14 protein-coding genes are annotated in these 18,967 nt (G+C 51.6%); 9 read left to right on the top strand and 5 right to left on the bottom strand.

Annotation, left to right across the window (positions count from 1 at the left end):
• Positions 1-225: 225 nt before the first annotated feature.
• Entirely contained in the window at positions 226-1,068 is an 843-nt protein-coding gene (lgt, locus tag HY774_00350; protein ID MBI4746909.1) for a prolipoprotein diacylglyceryl transferase, read from the top strand.
• 15 nt (positions 1,069-1,083) lie between these two features.
• Here lgt and HY774_00345 read toward each other — a convergent pair whose 3' ends face one another.
• The 3 genes from HY774_00345 to HY774_00335 all read right to left on the bottom strand — a co-directional run bounded on the left by HY774_00345 (position 1,084) and on the right by HY774_00335 (position 4,171).
• Positions 1,084-2,148, bottom strand: coding sequence for a glycosyltransferase family 9 protein (locus HY774_00345; GenBank protein MBI4746908.1), 1,065 nt, complete (start codon positions 2,146-2,148; stop codon positions 1,084-1,086).
• A 182-nt stretch (positions 2,149-2,330) separates the two neighbouring features.
• Entirely contained in the window at positions 2,331-3,251 is a 921-nt protein-coding gene (locus tag HY774_00340; GenBank protein ID MBI4746907.1) for a VWA domain-containing protein, read from the bottom strand.
• Positions 3,252-3,577: 326 nt separating this feature from the next.
• Positions 3,578-4,171: a hypothetical protein gene (locus HY774_00335; protein MBI4746906.1), complete on the bottom strand. Its 594-nt coding sequence runs from the start codon at positions 4,169-4,171 to the stop codon at positions 3,578-3,580.
• A gap of 545 nt (positions 4,172-4,716) precedes the next feature.
• Here HY774_00335 and HY774_00330 point away from each other — a divergent pair.
• The 8 genes from HY774_00330 to HY774_00295 all read left to right on the top strand — a co-directional run bounded on the left by HY774_00330 (position 4,717) and on the right by HY774_00295 (position 17,929).
• Positions 4,717-9,132, top strand: a complete 4,416-nt coding sequence (locus HY774_00330; protein MBI4746905.1) for a translocation/assembly module TamB domain-containing protein — start codon at positions 4,717-4,719, stop codon at positions 9,130-9,132.
• Positions 9,133-9,591: 459 nt separating this feature from the next.
• Positions 9,592-12,537: a BamA/TamA family outer membrane protein gene (locus tag HY774_00325; GenBank protein ID MBI4746904.1), complete on the top strand. Its 2,946-nt coding sequence runs from the start codon at positions 9,592-9,594 to the stop codon at positions 12,535-12,537.
• A 211-nt stretch (positions 12,538-12,748) separates the two neighbouring features.
• Positions 12,749-13,456, top strand: coding sequence for an OmpA family protein (locus tag HY774_00320; protein ID MBI4746903.1), 708 nt, complete (start codon positions 12,749-12,751; stop codon positions 13,454-13,456).
• 144 nt (positions 13,457-13,600) lie between these two features.
• Entirely contained in the window at positions 13,601-14,509 is a 909-nt protein-coding gene (locus HY774_00315) for a ribokinase (GenBank protein ID MBI4746902.1), read from the top strand.
• 143 nt (positions 14,510-14,652) lie between these two features.
• Complete coding sequence (locus tag HY774_00310) at positions 14,653-15,726, top strand: PD40 domain-containing protein (GenBank protein ID MBI4746901.1); 1,074 nt, start codon at positions 14,653-14,655, stop codon at positions 15,724-15,726.
• A 176-nt stretch (positions 15,727-15,902) separates the two neighbouring features.
• A complete protein-coding gene (locus HY774_00305) occupies positions 15,903-16,493 on the top strand; it encodes an amino acid-binding protein (GenBank protein MBI4746900.1) in 591 nt (196 codons plus the stop codon).
• On the top strand, positions 16,493-16,996 hold the full coding sequence (gene def, locus HY774_00300; protein MBI4746899.1) for a peptide deformylase: 504 nt from the start codon (positions 16,493-16,495) through the stop codon (positions 16,994-16,996). Before HY774_00305 ends, def begins: the two co-directional genes overlap by 1 nt.
• A gap of 189 nt (positions 16,997-17,185) precedes the next feature.
• Positions 17,186-17,929, top strand: a complete 744-nt coding sequence (locus tag HY774_00295; protein MBI4746898.1) for a formylglycine-generating enzyme family protein — start codon at positions 17,186-17,188, stop codon at positions 17,927-17,929.
• 32 nt (positions 17,930-17,961) lie between these two features.
• Here the strand turns inward: HY774_00295 and HY774_00290 are convergent, their stop codons facing one another.
• Together HY774_00290 and HY774_00285 are read right to left on the bottom strand one after the other, a co-directional pair.
• The gene (locus HY774_00290) at positions 17,962-18,222 is read right to left on the bottom strand and encodes a hypothetical protein (GenBank protein ID MBI4746897.1); all 261 of its coding nucleotides are present in this window, start codon (positions 18,220-18,222) and stop codon (positions 17,962-17,964) included.
• A gap of 88 nt (positions 18,223-18,310) precedes the next feature.
• The coding region (locus HY774_00285; GenBank protein MBI4746896.1) for an NHL repeat-containing protein at positions 18,311-18,967 on the bottom strand (657 nt) is incomplete at its 5' end.

The following is an 18,967-nucleotide window of genomic DNA, read 5'->3' as shown; positions in this document are numbered from 1 at the left end:
GCAGTGTCCGAACTTTTTTGGAAATATTTCTGGAAAGCTGTCTTTTCCATTTACCGCAGGAAAGGAATTTGTGCTTTGAAAAAGGCTTGTGGTAGCGTGCACAGTCAGCTTGAAAGTACCCCATTTGATGTTTTTTTGCCATTCTTCTTGCAGATTTTTGTTGATCTGTCAGCTTTGCTGGCTGGAGATCCCTCTGAAATCTGACAAAAAGTGAAAGTTCCTCCCATGTTTCCTGAACTTATTCAATTCGGCTCCAATTTTACAATCAATACTTATGGCGTTTTCATTGCCATTGCTTTTCTGGCCGGTGTCCTGCTGACCGCCAAACTGGCCGAAAAAGACGGACTTGACCGGGGCACGATTTATGATTTGTGCCTCTATATGCTGATTGCTTCCCTGGTCGGCTCGCGACTATTGCTGGTGATTACTGAATGGGAACAATACCGGCTCAACCTGAAATCGCTGTTCTCAATTGAGTTTCTCCGCTCGGGGGGCGTTTTTTACGGCGGATTGATCGGTGCCAGTGTCGCCAGCATTTTTCTGATGCGCCACTATAAACTCCCCTGGTGGAAAACCGCTGATGCCTGTGCGCCCGGCATTGCCCTGGGACAATTCTTTGGACGATTGGGCTGCTTTGCGGCTGGCTGTTGCTGGGGAAAATGTACCACGAGCTGGGTCGGTGTTCACTTTTCAGCGCGCGCCCACGAACTGACCGGCGTCCCCATTGATTGTGCCCTCCACCCAACGCAACTCTATGAATCAATCAGCACCCTGGCACTCTGTCTGGGGTTGTTGTTGTTGCGGAAACGACGGTCCTTTGACGGACAAATCATCCTGGCCTATTTCTTTTGTTATGCCGCGATTCGATTTACCATCGAGTTTTTCCGGGATGACCCGCGAGGCGCCGTGTCTCTCTTTGGAGCACAATCCCAGGGAATGCCGGTTGAACTCTCCACCTCGCAACTGATTGCATTGCTGTTTGTGGTGCTTTCGGGGTTGAGTCTCTGGTTTCTGCGCCACCGAACCAGCGCAAAGAGCGAAGTAGCGAGTAGCGAAATCGCGAAGTAGCGAGTAACCAATCCATCATCGGTCAAAGAGCGCGCCAGTTCGGCTGGTACGGAGCATCCCGCACATCACGTCAAAAACCTGATCAGCGGTAATTGCCTCAAGCTGGGATTGATACAGGAACTGATGGCGCTGGCGCATCGCACCTTGATCAAAGATTTCATCCTGGTTGTCAGTCAATAAAACTGTTGGTGTATCAACCGCAGCCGAAAGCCTGGCCCAGCCGGTTTCAGCCGTGACCATCAACGAACAACAGGCCAACCCGGCAATCCGCTCGGCGACGGGAATCCCCGCCAGGATCACCCCCTCATGCGCATACTGATCGCGCAACGCCGTGGTGATGGTTTTGATAACCGGACTGTTTTTGGCATCTCCAAGCAGCGCAATTCGGGCGTTGTAGTGGTTGACCAGCAAACCGGCCACTTCAGCAAAGCGGGTTGCCGGCCAGGATTCTTGATTGCCACTGGTTTCAGGACACAGGCCAACCAATAATTCTCCTGGGTTCCAGGCTGAACGCTCCAGCCGTTTTTGAATGGCCGCATCAAATTTGCTGGTAATCGTGAGGCGAATCGTGCGATCAAGCACCTGAACACCAATCGCTTCGACCGCTTCGGCATATTGATCAACTTTGCGTGGTTGCCGACTGACACGTGGGTTGCGGATATTAAACATCCAGTTCGCCAGTTTGCTCTGGTGTCTGATACCGATTCGATTGGTCGCCCTCGATAACCAGGCCAGCACCCCCGATTCCGAAAACTCGTTGAGATCAATCGCCAGGTCATACTTCCCTACGCCAAGCTTCGCACCTGCCGAAATCAGGTTCCAGCCAGCCGTCACTTTATCGCCTTTGACCAGCTCATAGTGGTCCTGAACAATGATCTTGTCAGCACACTCCGCAAACTTGAGGACTTCGCCCTGAACCGTTCCGGCCACAACGGTTAAATTTGATCGTGAAAAATGCTGGCGCAAGGCTTTCACCGCTGGAAGGCTCTCCACCACATCAGCCAGTGACCCGGTGTCAAACACCACAATATTCTGAAATTGCGCCGGTTCAATCCGTGAATTAGAAGATAAACTGTTCATTGTGAATAGCGAAATAGCGAAATAGCGAAATAGTGAAGTAGCGAAGTCACCCTCTCACCCTGTCATCCTGTCATTTTGTCACCTTGTCACCCTGTCACCCTGTCACCCTGTCACCCTGTCACCCTGTCACCCTGTCATTTTGTCACCTTGTCACCTTGTCACCTCGTCACCCTGTCACGGTGTCACTTTGTCACAACATACCCCTGGCGGGTGCGACAGGTGAAGCCAGAATGTTTGATTTTGACCTCAAGCTTGCGAAATTGGCCAGCTTTTTGCCCTTCCGGTGCATAAAATCCAAGTGTGTATTGCTGGCGGAGTTCGTTGACAATTTCTTCAAACCTGGAATCCAGTTGGGTTACGCCTGCCGATTTCAAATAGCGACCACCACTCTTTTCCGCGATTTCCTTTAAAAATCCAATAGCCTGCATTTGGGCAGGATTGGAGGCAATTTTGGTTGGATCAATCAAATCCACACTGTACACGGTGGCATCCGTCTGGAGGGCCTGTTGAATCACTTTTTTGGCTGAAACCCGGCTTTGGGTATCTTCTCCATCAGAAAGTAAAACCACAGCCCGGCGCTTTTCGTCACGTTTTCCAAGTTCAGTCAAGCTGGCTTCAAGGCAGTCATAAACTTTGGTCATGCCTTCGGCTTCAAGGTCCCACAGTCGAGGCGACACATCACGCCCTGGCGTAAATTCCTGAAGGCACTCAACTTTGGAATTAAAACTATAAATGCACACCACGTCGGAAGGGCGGGTTCGGTCTTGAAAATGAGCGGCGGCCACTCTGGCTCGTGGAAGCTTGCCCTCCATGCTGCCACTCGCATCAATCAAAATTGCGGCGGCAAACGGAGTCACTTCGGTACTAAAGTGTTCCAGATGAACCGGTTTGCCTTCATCAAAAAGCAAAAAATCCTCTTCTTTGAGTCCACCGGCATAATTTCCACTGGCATCAGTGACGGTGACATTGAGCAAAACCAGATCAGTGGTAATTCGGAGCGGTTCCTCTTCGTGGGCTTTTTGGGGCAGTTGGGCGGAAACTCCCCCGGTAATCAATCCCAGACACAACAGAAGTGGATACAGAAGTCGAATTTTTGGTGACATACACATTTCCAGCCCAATGCCTTAGAAGCTGTTTGGAAATTCTTGGAATTTCCGTAAGGTATTGATTTGAAAGAAAATTGTTCTTGAACCCGCGAAGCGGGTGGCTGGCTCGTAGCCCCGGATGGAGCGAAGCGGAGTCCGGGGAACCGAGCCTCTCCCGGTTCAAACCCGCGAAGCGGGTGTTGGCAACTGTGATCAAAGACTGCCGGCGCCTCCTTCGGAGGCTCAATTCGAAATGGCACGTGGTCCCAGGGTTCGAAGACTCACCCTGGGCGACGAGCCTTCACCCGCTTCGCAGGTTGAAAACTGAATTTCCAAACAGTCTCTTATGCCTGTTTCCCTTTTCCCAATGCTTTGGCGAGGGCTCGAATTTGTTCGGATTTTGAGATTATTTTGATTGAGATGGTGAAGCGGGACGTTTTTTCGATCTCTGTTTTCAATTCAGCGGTCAATTCGTTCAATTTTTTGACTCGATCCAGAAATGCAGTGGGAAGGTCTTTCAGCCAGATTTCATCGTCGTCTCCGCCTTGTCCCTCCGAAAGCTTGCGAGCCAGTTTCTCGATTTTCTTGAGGTTTTTTTGATCTTCCCCAGAAAGCGTTGCGGGTAAAGGGCTTGATGATCCATCCCACCGGACGGAAAAGAGTTTCACGGCTTCTTCCATTTCAGTGTAGGTTTTGCGAAACTCTTTTTGAAATTGTTCTTCGGCTTTAATTCCAGCCCGTGTTTGGGCTTCGAGTTCAAATTGACTTGGGTAATTTTTTGGTTCCCGCTGTCGGGATTGGAAGTCAAACCGCACCCATTTTTTTATGTTGTTCAACTTGCGGTGCCACGTCAGTGAATTGGCCTGGACCACACAATTCCCGCCGACCAGCCCCAACCCAACCCAGATCACTCCAGCCAGAAAGAGATATTTTCTCACATGTCTGAACCGATTTATTACCTGTAACTGCTGCTTTTTCTGAATGATGCTGCCAAACTTCATGAAAATCACACTGGTTGTCGCGTGCCGGAATATCAACCGGGGACACAGGCAACGTCCTTCCCGCCCTGGTAAGTTGTGCGTCAAGTTGTGCATCCGGAAGGACTGCTTCAACCTGGGCTGACTGGTTCTTAAGATTGACCTGGAGTGATTCGAAACTTGAATGGCTCTGTGAACGCCAGTAGTATAGGCTCTAATTGAAACCTTTGGGTTGTCTTACTGTCAATAACGATTCAACATTCGACGGTTGGGGGCTGAGGGCTTGGGGGTTGAGGACTTGGGACTTGAGGGCTGACAGGTACGTGATAAATCTCTGGAAACTATTGATTTTTCATCACTTCGTATGAGTTCCCAGTCACAAACCACCAGGCAATGAGCACCAACTAACTGGCATCCGTCACACGTGCGAGACAACGCAGAGTCCCTCAGGTTCAACAGACTTGTGCGGTCCATCAATTCGCCTTTCTTTTTCCACCATCAGCTTTATGACAAAAAGACGAAAAATCATTCTGGCAGTCCTGGCACTGCTTGGAATCGGTTTGGTTACGGCAACTGGCATTTTCTTCTCCTGGCTCACGGGTCCAGGGTTTGATGACTGGGTGAAAACTCAGGTAGTTGCGGAGCTTAAAACCTATGGCATCGAAGCTGAATTTGATTCATTCGACGTTTCTCCGCTGGCTCTGAAAGCCGATGTCAAAGGAATGCGGCTCCGTCTCACGGGCGACACCGAGCCCTTTACGGCGGTTGATCAAATTACCTGCGAGTTGCTGCTGCGCAATCTGTGGACACAGGATATCCGACTTCAGGATCTGAAAATCGAGCACCCGGTGGTCCGACTCAAAGTTGACGAGCAAGGAAATCTCAATCTGGCCCGGATCAAAATCCCGGAAACCCCAAAACGTGAAGGTCAGGCCCAGCCGACGCCGCCAGCTCAACTGCTTTCAGGGATTGTGGCGCTCACGGGCGGCGAGATTTTTTTCAACGAGGAGCGCTATCAACTCAACACCAGCCTCAAAAACCTCCGGGTTACAGTCACGTCACAGGCACCGGCGCTGAAGTTCGATGTCGGCTTTTCAGAAAGTCAGATCAACTGGCAAACCAAAAAAATCGAGGCGATTGAACTGTCCACCCAGATTGTTCTGGACGAACGCACAGCCGATATCAAAGCCCTTGAAATCAAAACTCCCTATGGCGACACCAGTCTGAGCACCCTGGTGACCTGGGAAAGACCCGCCACCCCATCATCACCCGCCAAACTCAACTATGAAGGGAGCCTGCTTTCCAAACTCAACCTTACGCGGATTGCAGCCGATTTCCTGAACCAGACGCCGCTGGGCGGCCAGGCACAGTTGACCGGCAAAATCATCGGGGATCAGAACGCATACCGGATCGAAGGCAATCTCAAGGAAACGGACCTCTCAACCTATGGTGCCAAGTTTACCGCCTTGAGCCTGACCTATGATTTTGCCTCCCCGCTCCAGGCGTTTTTGCCCGACCTGCGGAGCCAGATTGCGTTTCGCGGTGTGACCTATGATCGCTATGAACTCAAAGATTTTCAGGCCAAAGTTCACCTGACACCCCAATTTGTTGATATTGAACCCTTTGAAGCCAAAATCCTCGGTGGAAAACTACAGGGTACGTCACATATTGCCTTGGGAACGTTGCTGTCAGCCAAGGCCACATCGGTCAACGCTCAAAGCACCACCAAACTCACCTTTTCCGACATAGACCTGCAAACGGCGCTGGCCATGGCGGCCCTACGTCAGATTCCAATGACCGGAAAAACCACCGGCACGGTTGAACTGGCCTGGCCGGAACTCAATGTCCAGCAAGCAACCGGAACCGCCCAGGCCAAACTGGCCGGAGTAGTAACCAGTATCAGCAAACCCAAACCCGCTGCCCCAGATTCAACCGAAACGACCACTCCACCACCTCCGTCTGATCCAAACCCACCAGTGGTCGCCCAGGGGCGAAAGCCGATTCCATTTCAAGGTGATCTCTCCACAAAATTGGTCTCTGGCGGTGTGGACATCCAGAAACTGGCACTCAACCTGGGCGACAGTACCCTGGACGTCAAAGGAATGTACCAGTGGAATCGCCAGACCAAACTGGATGTTCATTTTCAGTCGCCTGAACTGGCCGAGGCTCAGGAACTGGCCGAACGATTTGGCGTCAAAACACCGCAAATCCCAGGTTCGACCGGGCAGGTTGCCGTTGGACTGGGGGGTGCCGGTGAGTTTACGGGCGTGGTTTCAGGTTTGTTAACCGGACCAAACGTGGCCGGGACGGTGAGCGTGGCTGAAGTTCGAGTGGCACGGTCCGTCGTGGGCAAGGTTTCGGCGGAGTTTGAATCCACTCCGCAAACCCTGACCGTCAACCAGGCGCTCCTTGAGCAACCGCAGGGCGGCACGGTGATGGTGGATATTGTCGGCGGTCTTTCCGGCAATCAGAAGACCAATCTGAATGTCAAAATTGACCAGATTCGGCTCAAACCGATTGGTGAAATCCTGGCCCAAATTTATCCGCCTGGATCACTCGAAGTTGGTGGGAAAATGGATCTCACCCAGGCATTGAGTGATTCGGAAGGCCGCATTTCAGGGTCAATGAATCTCCTGAACCTGCCACCGCTCCTGGCACTGGCCAAAGGTGAGTTTCTGACCCGGTCCCCAAATGGAGCATTGTCACTCCCGAAAGACATCAGTGGGAAAAGTGAACTCACCGCCGATCAACTTCCATCGCCCTACGGCACGCTTGAATCAACCAAATTGCTTGTTTCCTTTGAAGCTGGAAAAGCCTACCGGCTGGATCAGTTTGTGTCCAAACTTCCTTTTGGCGCCTTTTCCGCCACCGGGGTTTATGACGTCGTGCAATCTCAATACACGGCTGAAGCCCAGGCCAAAGACCTGGATTTGTCTTATTTCGGCGAACCACTGAAAGCCAAAGGGTATCCGGTCACGGGGATTGCCAATCTGGATTTGAAGAGCCAGGGCAAATTTTCGGACCTTTTGAATGGCACCCCCCGCTTTACCTTGCTTGCGACCAGCCCGCTGGTGAAGGTTGGCAAAGCACCGATTTCCAATCTCAACACACGCCTCGAAGGCGAAGGCAATGGCGCCATTGACGTAACCCTGGCTTCAGGATTTGCCGATCAACCCTATGAAGCCAAAGGGAAAATCCTGCTCAACCTCGACACCGAAGACACTGGCGAATTTAAACCCACGATTGATGTGCTTCTCACCCTCAATCAAACCCAGTTGACCCCAATTCTGGCGGTCTTCGACATGGCATCACCCACTTTTGACGGCGAAGCCACCGGCTCCATCCGGTTGATCGGCCCTCTGTATAAACTGGCGCCCGACGCATCCGGGATCGAAGTCGTGGAATTCACCACCGAACAGGTCAAGCTGGCCGGTGATTTTTCCGACCTTCGCTTTGGCGTTCGCGCCACGGACGACACCGATAGTTCCTATGAAATCACCAACGAAGGACCGGTCAAAGTCAGTGCCACTGCCAGCGAAATCGAGTTTCAACAATTCCGGCTCAAAGGCGAAGACACCCGGCTTTCAGTCACTGGCCGCATCGGGGCCACCGGCAAGACCACGCTTGGCCTGGATGGCGACATCAACCTCAAGTTTTTGCGCAATGTGACGAAAAACACGCTCTACACCAGCGGCGTGGCGCGATTGAAAGCGGCGGTTTCAGGCACGCTTGATGATCCCCGGATTACCGGCACGGCGGACATTGACCGCTTTGCCATGCAGGTCAAAGACTTCCCACTGGTGCTTGAAAATGGCGGCGGACGCGTTTTGTTTACCAATAAACAGGCCCAGATTGATACCTTTACGGCGGATGCTGGCGGCGGAAAGGTCGAACTCTCCGGTGGTGCGGTGATTGATACGCTCAAACCGGTTGGGCTGCGCTGGCGGTTTGGGATGCGGGCTGACAATGTGCGGATGAACTATCCGGAAAATGTGCGCTCGTTGCTGGATGGTGATCTGGTATATCAGGGAAATTTGAAACTTCAGATTTTGCAGGGAACCATCAAAGTCAAACGCGCTGAATACACCGAACGAACCGATCTGGTTACCTTGCTTCAATCCACCCTTGCCGCCAGCACTTCAAACAGCAGCGATTTACAATCAACAGTTTCCCCGCAATCCCAGCTTCGGCTCGACGTCCGGCTTGAAGCCCCGGACTCGCTGTTTGTTCGCAATAACCTGGCGGATATGGTTGGAACCGCATCGCTTCGGTTGAGCGGGTCGAGCACGGATCCGCGCCTGATTGGACGGGTGATTATCAGTCGTGGCCAGCTTGAATTGCGCAATGACCGGTATCAAATCACCCGTGGCATTGTCGTCTTTCCCGAAGCCCGGTCAGAGAAAGTATTTTTTGACATCCAGGCGGAAACCGAGCTTCAGAATTATCGGGTGATTGTGGGAGCAACTGGAAATCCCGATAAATTTTCATCTATTTTGCGGTCGGAACCGGCACTTCCGCAGAGTAGCATTGTGACCTTGCTCGCCACGGGGAATCTTCCCCCCTCAGGTCAATCTCAAAATGATCCGTACACCACGACCCAAACCGGAGTGAGTGCTGCCTCCAGCCTCGTGGCCGAGCTCTTTTCAGAACGGGTCGAAGAACGAACCAATAAGATTTTTGGAATCAACCGCTTCCAAATTGACCCCTTGCTGGTTGGTCGCGGCAACGACCCAACCGCACGGGTAACGATTGGGCGACGCATTACCAAAGACCTTTCCATTACCTATTCAACCAACCTGGCCACCACCCAGGAACAGATCATCCTGGTTGAATACCGGCTTTCACCGACCGTCTCCGTCATCGGAATTCGTGATCAACGCGGGAATTTCGGGGTGGACGTGCGGTTTACTAAACGGTTTTAACAGAATTGAGAAAGTGGTGAGTGGTGAGTGGTGAGTGGTGAGTGGTGAGTGATGCCAGTTAAGAGTTGAAAAAAGAGCGGATTTGAGCCCAGGAACTGGGCGGAAGGCATGTAGCCCAGGGTTTTAACCCTGGGAAAACGTTGCCTCCCAACTCCCGCCCGGCCAGCCGCCGCCGTAGGCGGCGGCTGGCCGGTCGGGGAAAAGGTGGGGAGTGACCAGGTTCCCAGGGCTCGAAGACTCACCCTGGGCTACAAGCCTGCGTCTACTTCGTAGACTGAGAGCCAAAAACGGCTTCAACTCTTAACTGGCATTAGTACTTTGGAACCAATATCTTCCAAGAACCACGAACCAAAAACCAATCACTCACCACTAACCACTAACCACTAACCACTAACCACTAACCACTAAAAGGTTTCTTCATCCTCAATTCTTCATTTCACAGAGCCAGGGCAATCATTCATGAGACAGAAACAGATTCAAAACGGGTATCTGATGAGGTTGATCTGTACCTCTGTATTGGCCTTGATGGGTGGGTGGACCGCGCCCGTAGCGGGACAAAATATCAGCAGCACCATTCCAAACTCGGTGCTTCAGCCACCACCAGCCGAAATTTCCCAAGATTCTACGTTCGCATCCCAATCCAATCTTCGATCTGGGAGCAGCCTTGAAGGTCAGCGCATCGCCCGAATTGACCTGGAAGTGCAATTTTCAAATGGGTCACCGGCGACTGACAATGGATTGCGCGACCTGCTCAATGTTCGCGCTGGTGAAGAATATTCTCCCGTTATCATCCATCAGGCATTGCACCGGATCCACCAGTCAGGTCGTGCCTCCAATGCCCAGGTTTTTTTGATCAAAGGAGATATTGCTGGCACGGTGGTTCTCAGGTTTGTGATTACCCGGCAGGAACGGGTCAAAGACATTTTCTTCAACGGAAATCAATTTTTCTCGCCTGAAGAACTTCGGGCTCGACTCGTCGGTCTCGATGTCAATGCCCCACTTTCAAAGCGGGCAGTTGAAGATGGTCAGCGAACCGTGCTGAATGTTTTTCAAGAAAAAGGGTTTTTTCAGGCCAAAATTGACTGGACCATTAGCGGTCCCGATGTTGATGGCCGGGTTGATATCACCTATCGTATTCTTCAAGGTGATCAGGCTCTGCTGGCAAAACCCCTTCAAATCGAAGGGGATGTCAAAGTTGAGCTTAAAAAACTGACTGAAAAACTGAAAAGTAAACCAGGAATCCCTTACACCACTGATCTGGTCCAATCAGACCTTGAAAAAATCCGCCAGTGGCACCTGGATGCCAATTACCTCAACCCTCAAATATCGCTCCCTTTTGCCGATTATGACCCAGGCACCAACGCTGTAACCGTGTCGGTCAATGTAGGTTCCGGCCCCCTGGTTGATCTCAAAATTGAAGGGTATGACCTGTCGCGCAAGGAACAGGAAAAGGTTCTGCCAATTTTGCGGTATGGCGGGCTTGACGATTTTGTGCTGGAAGATGGAAAGCGCAAAATGCTGACCTACTTACAAACCCAGGGGTACTTCTTTGCGGCGGTTGATTACACCAAGTCAGTCTTTGAGGAAAAAGCAGAGGTGGTATATACAGTGGAAAAAGACCGGCGGTATCGTCTCGAAGTCATCAAACTCCTTGGAACCGATGAATTTACGATGATTGAAATCGGTCCGGAGTTACTCTCCCAGCCAGCCGGGATCCTTCCCCGGTCACGTGGAAAAACCAGCCTCGAAAGCCTCACCACTGATTCAACGCTGATTGAGCGGAAACTTCGGAATTTGGGATATTTACAGGCGCGCGTAACTGAACGGCGGCTGGGAATTCTGCCCGACAAACCTGATTTTGAAGTGACCTTTGTGGTTGATGAAGGCCAGCGCACCCTGGTCAAAGAGGTGGCCTTTATTGGAAATACCACCTTTACCTCAGACCGGTTACAAATGGAACTGCTCCAACGCGCTCCGGATGATAACTACTTTTCGCAAGAACGACTCAACCAGGACATCAACCAACTCTATGGGCTGTATGAAGAAGCCGGCTATGCCCGGGCAGTGATTACCCCCAAAATCGAATTTGCGGACAATGCCCCCAACGAAGCCAAAGTCACCTATCAAATCGAGGAAGGCAAACGCATTTTTATCAATGACGTGTTTGTGACAGTTCGCGGTCGAACGCATAAACATATTGTTCAGAAATACCTGCTGTATCAAAAAGGAAACCTGCTCCAGCAAAGCAAATTAAGCCAGACTGAACAAAATCTGTACGCCACGGGTCTGTTTAATCAAGTGGTGACCCGTATCCAGCCGGTCCGGTCAGATGGTCCCTATCGCGATCTGTATGATGTGTTTATTGATGTGGCTGAAGGAAAACGCTACACGCTGTCATACAGCGTCGGGATTGAACAACAGGAAGTTCAACGTCAGGCCACCCCACGCTTTTCCTTTGAAATTGCCAACCGCAATCTGCTGGGTCGCCTGCAAACCGCAAGTTTGATTTTCCGGTTGAGCCAGCGGGAACAATTAGGCCAGGTGTCGTACCAGTTTCCCCATTTCTTTGGATCACAGTGGCCGTTTCTGACCACCTATTTGTTTCAGCGTGCCCAGGAAGTCAGCTTCAGCATTGAGCGAAAATCGGTTCAGCTCCGCACCGAACGAAAACTCAATGACCTGACCTCATTGATCTTCAGATATCAGTTTGACGATGTCCGCCCGTTTGACCTTGAAATTTCAGGAGATGACCTTGATCGAAACAACCGCCCCGTTAAACTCGGGCGGATTTCGAGCACGTACCTGCGCGACAGTCGTGATTCAGCCCTGGATGCCACCAAAGGATCGTTTTCGATTATTGACCTGTCGCTGGCATCAACCAAGCTTGGTGGAACTGAGCGCTATTTGCGCCTGTTCGGACAATATCAGCAATTTCGAGCTGTTCCGAAAATTCCATCCGTCACGTTTGCCAGCAGTATCCGCATTGGATTGGCCCGACCGTACGGAGAATCAACCAATCTTCCCATCAGCGAACGCTTTTTCACCGGCGGGGCCAACACCATTCGCGGGCTTGATTTTGAACAGGCCGGCCCACGTGACCCAATTACCGATCAACCGATTGGCGGAAACGCCGTGGTTGTGCTCAATGCCGAGTTGCGGTACCCGATCTTTCGGGCTCTGACCGGGGCCGCGTTTTATGATACCGGCAATGTCTTTGACAAAGTGTCCAATATCCGACTGGGCGGGTTTACCAATACAATTGGAACTGGCATCCGCTTAAAAACCGGATTGGGTCCAATCCGGGTAGATTTGGGGTACAACCTGGATCCGCCAAGCTATGTGGCGGTTCCCAACCAGAAACTTTCACGCCTTCAGATCCATTTCAGCTTTGGGCAAGCCTTCTAAGGGCTGAAGACATTGGGGTGAAGAATTGGTTTTCTTTCATCCCTCATCCTTCATCCCTCATCCCTTCCTTTGCCCCAAGCATTGATCTTTCTGACTCTATCTGATATTTAAGACGGCACTTTCCACTTTTCCCTTTTGATTCCCCTATTTGAAGCTCATTCAACATGTGCGGGATACCATCTTTTTCAATCTATCCACTTGAGGAGAACCCATGAGCCAACGTTTTATCACAGCAACGTTGCTGGCTTTGTCTGTTATGTTTGTTGGACAAGCCTGTGCCACCAAGAAGTTTGTCCGGAAAACCATTGACGAACGTGTTGCCCCGCTGGAAGGGCGGACAGCAGAACTCGAAGAATCCGTCCGTCGCAATTCATCGGCGATTAAGGAAGTTGATGATCGGTTGAGCCGCCGGATTGATACCGTTAGCGTGAAAGCCGAAGAAGCTGAACGAAAAGCAACCGAAGCCGACCGCAAAGCGGTTGAAGCTGATCGCAAAGCAGTTGCCGTGCGCACGGACCTGGTTGAAACCAGCAAAAACATTGATAACTTTGTCGTGGTTCGGACGGCAAAAGTTTATTTCAAAACGGGTCGGTTTGAACTTAGCCCCGAAGCCAAAGCGGAACTCGACGCGATTGCCTCATATGTCAAAGGCCGCAAAGGCACCCGGATTGAAATCGCTGGCTATGCCGACCGCCGCGGCGGGATTCGGTACAATGAAAAATTGACCGAAAATCGCGCTGATGAAGTCAAACGCTATCTGTTCCGGGCCCACGGAATTGACCTGTATCGAGTGACCTACATTGGCGCTGGTAAAATTGACGATGAAGCCCGGACCAAAGATGAACTCCAGGAAAATCGTCGGGTCGAAGTTCGCGTGCTTGAAAATCAGGTCGTGAATAAATCTGGTGGCAATGGCTAATTGAACGCTTTGGGAACTGGAGACTGGTGCTTGGGATCTCTTCATTCTAAACACCAGTCTCCAGATGCCAAACCCTGAACCCACCCTCTCAATCCCTGAAAACCATTTTCTGACTCCCACCAGTTGTCCCAGTCGCCTCTTCCCATGTCATGCCCCTACGATGTTGTTGGTCTTGGTCTCAATGCCGTTGATACCCTCATTGTGGTTGATACCTATCCGGCTTTTAACACGAAAGTCCCGCTCCGGGGACACATTCGTTCCGCTGGAGGTCAGGTTGCAACTGCGTTAACCGCGTTGAAACGACTTGGAAAATCCGTCTGTTATCTTGGTAAAGTTGGCAACGATGAAAGCGGAGACTTTCAACGGGCTTCACTTGAACAGGAAGGCATTGATACCACGACCCTTCTGGTTGCGCCCGATGCGGAAACCCAAATCGCCTACATCATTATTGATGGCCAGACCGGCGAGCGGACGGTCATCTGGCATCACGATCAAAAGCTGAATTTTTCCCCTTCGGATCTCTCAGAAGAAATTATTACCTCAGGCAGAATTCTGCATTTGGACGGTTACAGTGTAGCCGCCAGTATTCAGGCTGCCCGATGGGCGCGTGCCGCCGAAATCCCAGTGGCGATTGACATTGACGAACTCTATCCAGGGCTGGAGGAGTTGCTTCCCCTGGTTGACTATTTGCTCGCCTCAACCGATTTTCCAACTGTGGTTACCGGCGAAAGCGACCCGGAACGAGCCTTACGACAGTTGAATGACCGGTTTGGATGCCGGATTGTCGCCATGACGCTCGGAGTGGAAGGGTCACTGGCGCTGGTTGAGAACCGACTGGTGCATACACCTGCCTTCAGGGTGACCTGTAAAGATACGACGGGTGCCGGAGATGCTTTTCGCGGAGGCTTTTTGTATGGCATCCTTGAAGGCTTTCCAATTGAAACCACGATGCGGATTGCCAATGCGGTTGCCGCGCTCAAATGCCGTGAACTTGGGGCGCGAACCTCACTTCCATCGCTGGCTGAATTGCGCCAACTGGTTGAGGAACTTTAGTGTTCGGCGATTGATTTTTTCCAGGTATCAATTTTAAAGACAGCGGTCATCTTTCTTACTTCCTAATTCTTCATTCTCAATTCTACATTCCGTCGAGGAGCTTTTACCCTGTGGTCAGAACATCTCTTGTTTTCCTAACTTGTTTGGCATGTGTGACTTTGCCATGGTTGTACCTGACGCCAGGTACCCAGGCCCAGCAAAAAGCACCTCAACCCCAACCCCAATCACGTGAAAAATATCAGCCGCCACCAGTTGATCCCCGCGAAAAACATTTTGGTGACATCCAGCAACTGACGTTCGGTGGTGAAAATGCCGAGGCTTATTTTTCCTTTGATGGAAAACAACTGATTTTTCAATCAACCCGTGAAGGCTACCTCTGTGACCAGATCTATTCCATGAATCTGGACGGTTCGAATTTAAAACTGGTCAGTACCGGGTATGGACGCTGTACCTGCGCCTACTTTTTGAAAAATGGGAAGCAGATTTTGTACTCCTCAACCCATGTTGGAAGCAAAGACTGTCCTCCCAAACCGGACTTTTCTCGGGGATATGTCTGGGCACTTTATCCAGATTACGACATCTTCATTGCCAACCGGGACGGATCCAACCCCAAACCATTGACCACGACGCCTGGCTATGACGCCGAAGCCACCATTTCACCCAATGGGAAGAAAATCATTTTTACCTCTGATCGGTCCGGTGATTTGGAACTGTATTCGATGGATATCAATGGCAAAAATGTCAAACAACTGACCAATACCCCAGGCTATGACGGCGGCGCCTTTTATTCGCCAGATAACAAAAAAATTGTCTATCGCGCCCACCGACCGGCAACTGATGCCATCCTCAAAGATTATCAGTCACTCCTCAAGGAACATTTGATCCGTCCGACCACCCTTGAAATTTTCGTGATGGATGCCGATGGGAAAAATCAACGTCAATTGACCCGAAACGGCAAAGCCAATTTTGCCCCCTTCTTTCTGCCAAACAGCAAACAGATCATTTTTTCATCGAATATGGACGACCCAAAGGGGCGCAACTTTGAGTTGTACGTGATAAACATTGATGGAACCGGGTTGGAACGGGTAACTTTTAACGACACCTTTGATGGCTTCCCCATGTTTTCACCAGACGGTAAAAAGCTGGTCTTTGCTTCAAACCGCAACAGCCTGGCCCAGGGAGACACCAACATCTTTTTAGTTGACTGGAAACCCTAAACGAGCGAGTAGTGAGTAGCGAGTAGCGAGTAGTTAATACCATTTTGCAATGAAACTCTCGGATTAGGGGGAGGCTAAATTATTGAAAAGATTGTATTTCCCTTGAACCCTGAACCCTGAACCCTAAATGGTATAAGACCTGTTGCCCTCAATTCTTATAGGAAATTTCTATGGTAATGACAGAAACACACCCCGATATTGATAAAAACGCAACGACCAAAACCTACTATGCCATGACAGCAGTTGGGAAAGACCAACCCGGCATTGTTGCGGCAGTCACCCGTGTGTTGTTTGAACTTGGCTGCAATATCGAAGACTCAAGCCACACGCTCTTAGGCGGCGAATTTGCCATGATTTTGTTGCTGACGGTCAACAGTGACGTAAATCGCGACCGACTGGAATCAGCCCTGCGCGATGCGGGAACGCCGATGGGCTTATCCATCTCGGTTTGCCCGATTGAAGCCGCCGAACTCATCCGAGCCCAAGGATCGGCGCATACCCTGCCGTTTTTGATTTCCGTGTACGGCTCAGACCAGCCGGGCATTATTTATCGAATCACCCAGCATTTAGCGGATCGTGATGTCAACATTACGGATATGAACACACGGGTCATCCGGAAAGACAATTCCCCGACCTATGTGATGATGCTTGAAATCGAAGTTCCCTCTGAGGTCAACCCATCACATTTGACCCTCGAACTGGAAGGAATTGGGAAAGAATTAGGGGTTCAGGTTGGAGTTCGCCCGGTGGAGGTAGCTGAACTGTAATGGCTATCCTGAATGTCCTTACGATTCCCGATCCCCGGCTCAAGCTCGTATCCCAGCCGGTGACCAATATTGATGCGGCAGTTGATCAATTCATCAGGGATTTTGTCGAAACGCTGCAATCCTTTCGCGGATGCGTTGGCCTGGCCGCCCCCCAGGTAGACAATCCCCTTCGAATCGTCGCCATTGATGTTTCTGTTTCCCGGAAACCTCACCCCAATCATGGCCTGATGGTGATGATTAACCCTGAAATTGTTGCTTCAGACGGCAGCGAATTGATGCGTGAAGGGTGTTTGAGCATCCCGGACTTTACTGGGAACGTTCGGCGCTCGGTTCAAATTGCGCTCCGGTATACCGATCCAACTGGGAAAGAATACAACCTGGAAACCGAAGGATTTGAAGCCCGTGCGATCCAACACGAAATTGACCATTTAAACGGACTTCTTTTCCTCGACCGGGTTTCATCACTCAAGGATGACGTCTTTCGGCGGAAAAATTACCTCTAACAAGGACCAGCTACCAGTTACCAAACACCAATGGCGAAGTTCCAACTCCAATATCTTCCTCCTGGGCGAACCTGTGGTTCGCCCAAACCATTTTGGCCCCTCCTTTTTCTGACGATACTGCTCAGTTTTTCGTCTGGGTGCCATCAAGAGCCAGACCCACCTTTTTCCCCACCCCCGGCACCGCCTGGTATGGTTTTGATTCCAGCGGGCACATTTCAAATGGGGAGTCACATCGGAGACCCAGCCGAAGCTCCAATCCATCAGGTCAAACTCGATGCGTTTTATCTTGACCAAATGGAAGTGACCAACCGGCAGTTTCGCAATTTTGTTGAAATTACAGGATACAAAAGCGAAGGACGCTGGGATCGGTATGCGACTCCAGGTCGAGAAGGTCACCCGGTGGTTTCAGTGACCTGGAATGATGCCGTCGCCTATGCCCGGTGGATTGGAAAACGACTTCCAACCGAAGCCGAATGGGAATATGCCGCCCGCGCAGGACGTGATTCGGCACAGTATGCCTGCGGCGGCGAAGCCAGGGAGGTCACCGCTCAGGAGGCCAACTTTGGTCACCTGGACGTTCCCGATAAACGGTCGCACCCACTGGAAGGAATTCAAACCGTCGTCATCACCTCATTTCCCCCAAATCCCTTTGGTTTGTATGATATGGCTGGAAATGCGGCTGAGTGGTGCGCCGACTGGTATGATCCCCAATATTACCGGGTCAGTCCTGAAATCAACCCACCTGGCCCAAATTTTGGTCGAGGAAGGGTGGTTCGAGGCGGTTCCTGGAATGAACAAAAAAACTACCTGCGTATCAGCCACCGCATGGGCATGCCACCTGGCAGCATTGGATTTATTTTTGGATTTCGGTGTGCTCAGGATGTTCCCAAGCCTCCCAAACCCAAAGGATGGCTGTGGAGTGCGGTGGCTTAACGGAGCTTTTTTCACCACCTTAGTACAAGTCCTCATAAATAAGGGATGGAATTTCGGTTTTCGCCCGGATGGGCGGTGGACAGTAGCCGGAGGGCAGCCTGCTTTGAGGCGCACCCTCCGGAATCCAGGCCCGGACAGGTTCGCGCCCGGATGGGCGCTGGAACCAAAATCGTAAACGAGTGACTGAAACTCCACGGGAAACGTGACCGAACCACACCTCCAGCGCCCATCCGGGCGCGCACCTCACGGGCGACTCCGTCCGGTGGCCGCGTGTCCAAAGCGACACTTGCCACCGGCTACTTTCCACCGCCCATCCGGGCGAAAACCAATTTTTCCCCAGCGAGTGGTCGAATTTCATCCCCCTTTTATGGGGACTTGTACTCAGCGAACCTTGCTCGGTGCCCGGAACTGTCCGACTCCGCCGCCGACTCCGTTGGGTGAGCCAAGCAAGGCCCAGCCTCCGGTTGGAATCAGCCGACACTGCACCCGGTTATTGAGCGTGTCGCCCACCACCAGCAACGATTGATTCGCGAACGGCCCGCTGAAGAACTGATTGACCGACACCCCTTCCGCTTTGTTCACCTGACCCAATCCTGATCCCAACAGCGCCAACGCCGTCGAATTATTCGGGTTGCCGTTGGCCCAGCGCAGGATTCGCGAGTTTCCGGTATCCGCCACGTACACGTTGCCGGCTTCGTCCACCGCCACTCCCTGCGGGTTCTTCACCCGGTTGAGCGCCGTTCCCAGCGTCGCCTGCATCGTTCCACTCGTTCCCGAAACCGTCGTGTGCGCGTTGGAGATGCGCATGATCCGGCTGGCGCTTTCGTCCGTGACATAGAGCGTAAACACTTCATTGACCGCCAACCCGCGTGGACTCGTCACCTGACCGCTCGCCGTTCCGTTCGTCGCAATCACTACTCCGGCACCGGGCGTGCCTCCGTTAAAACGCATCACCCGTCCGTTGCCGGTATCCGCGACATACAGGTTGCCGTTTTGATCCACCGCTACTCCCTGCGGAGCCCGGACCTGATTCGTTCC

The sequence above is a fragment of the Acidobacteriota bacterium genome (assembly GCA_016208495.1).
Classification (GTDB): Bacteria; Acidobacteriota; Blastocatellia; order Chloracidobacteriales; family Chloracidobacteriaceae; genus JACQXX01.
This window is presented reverse-complemented; position numbering and strand designations above follow the sequence as displayed.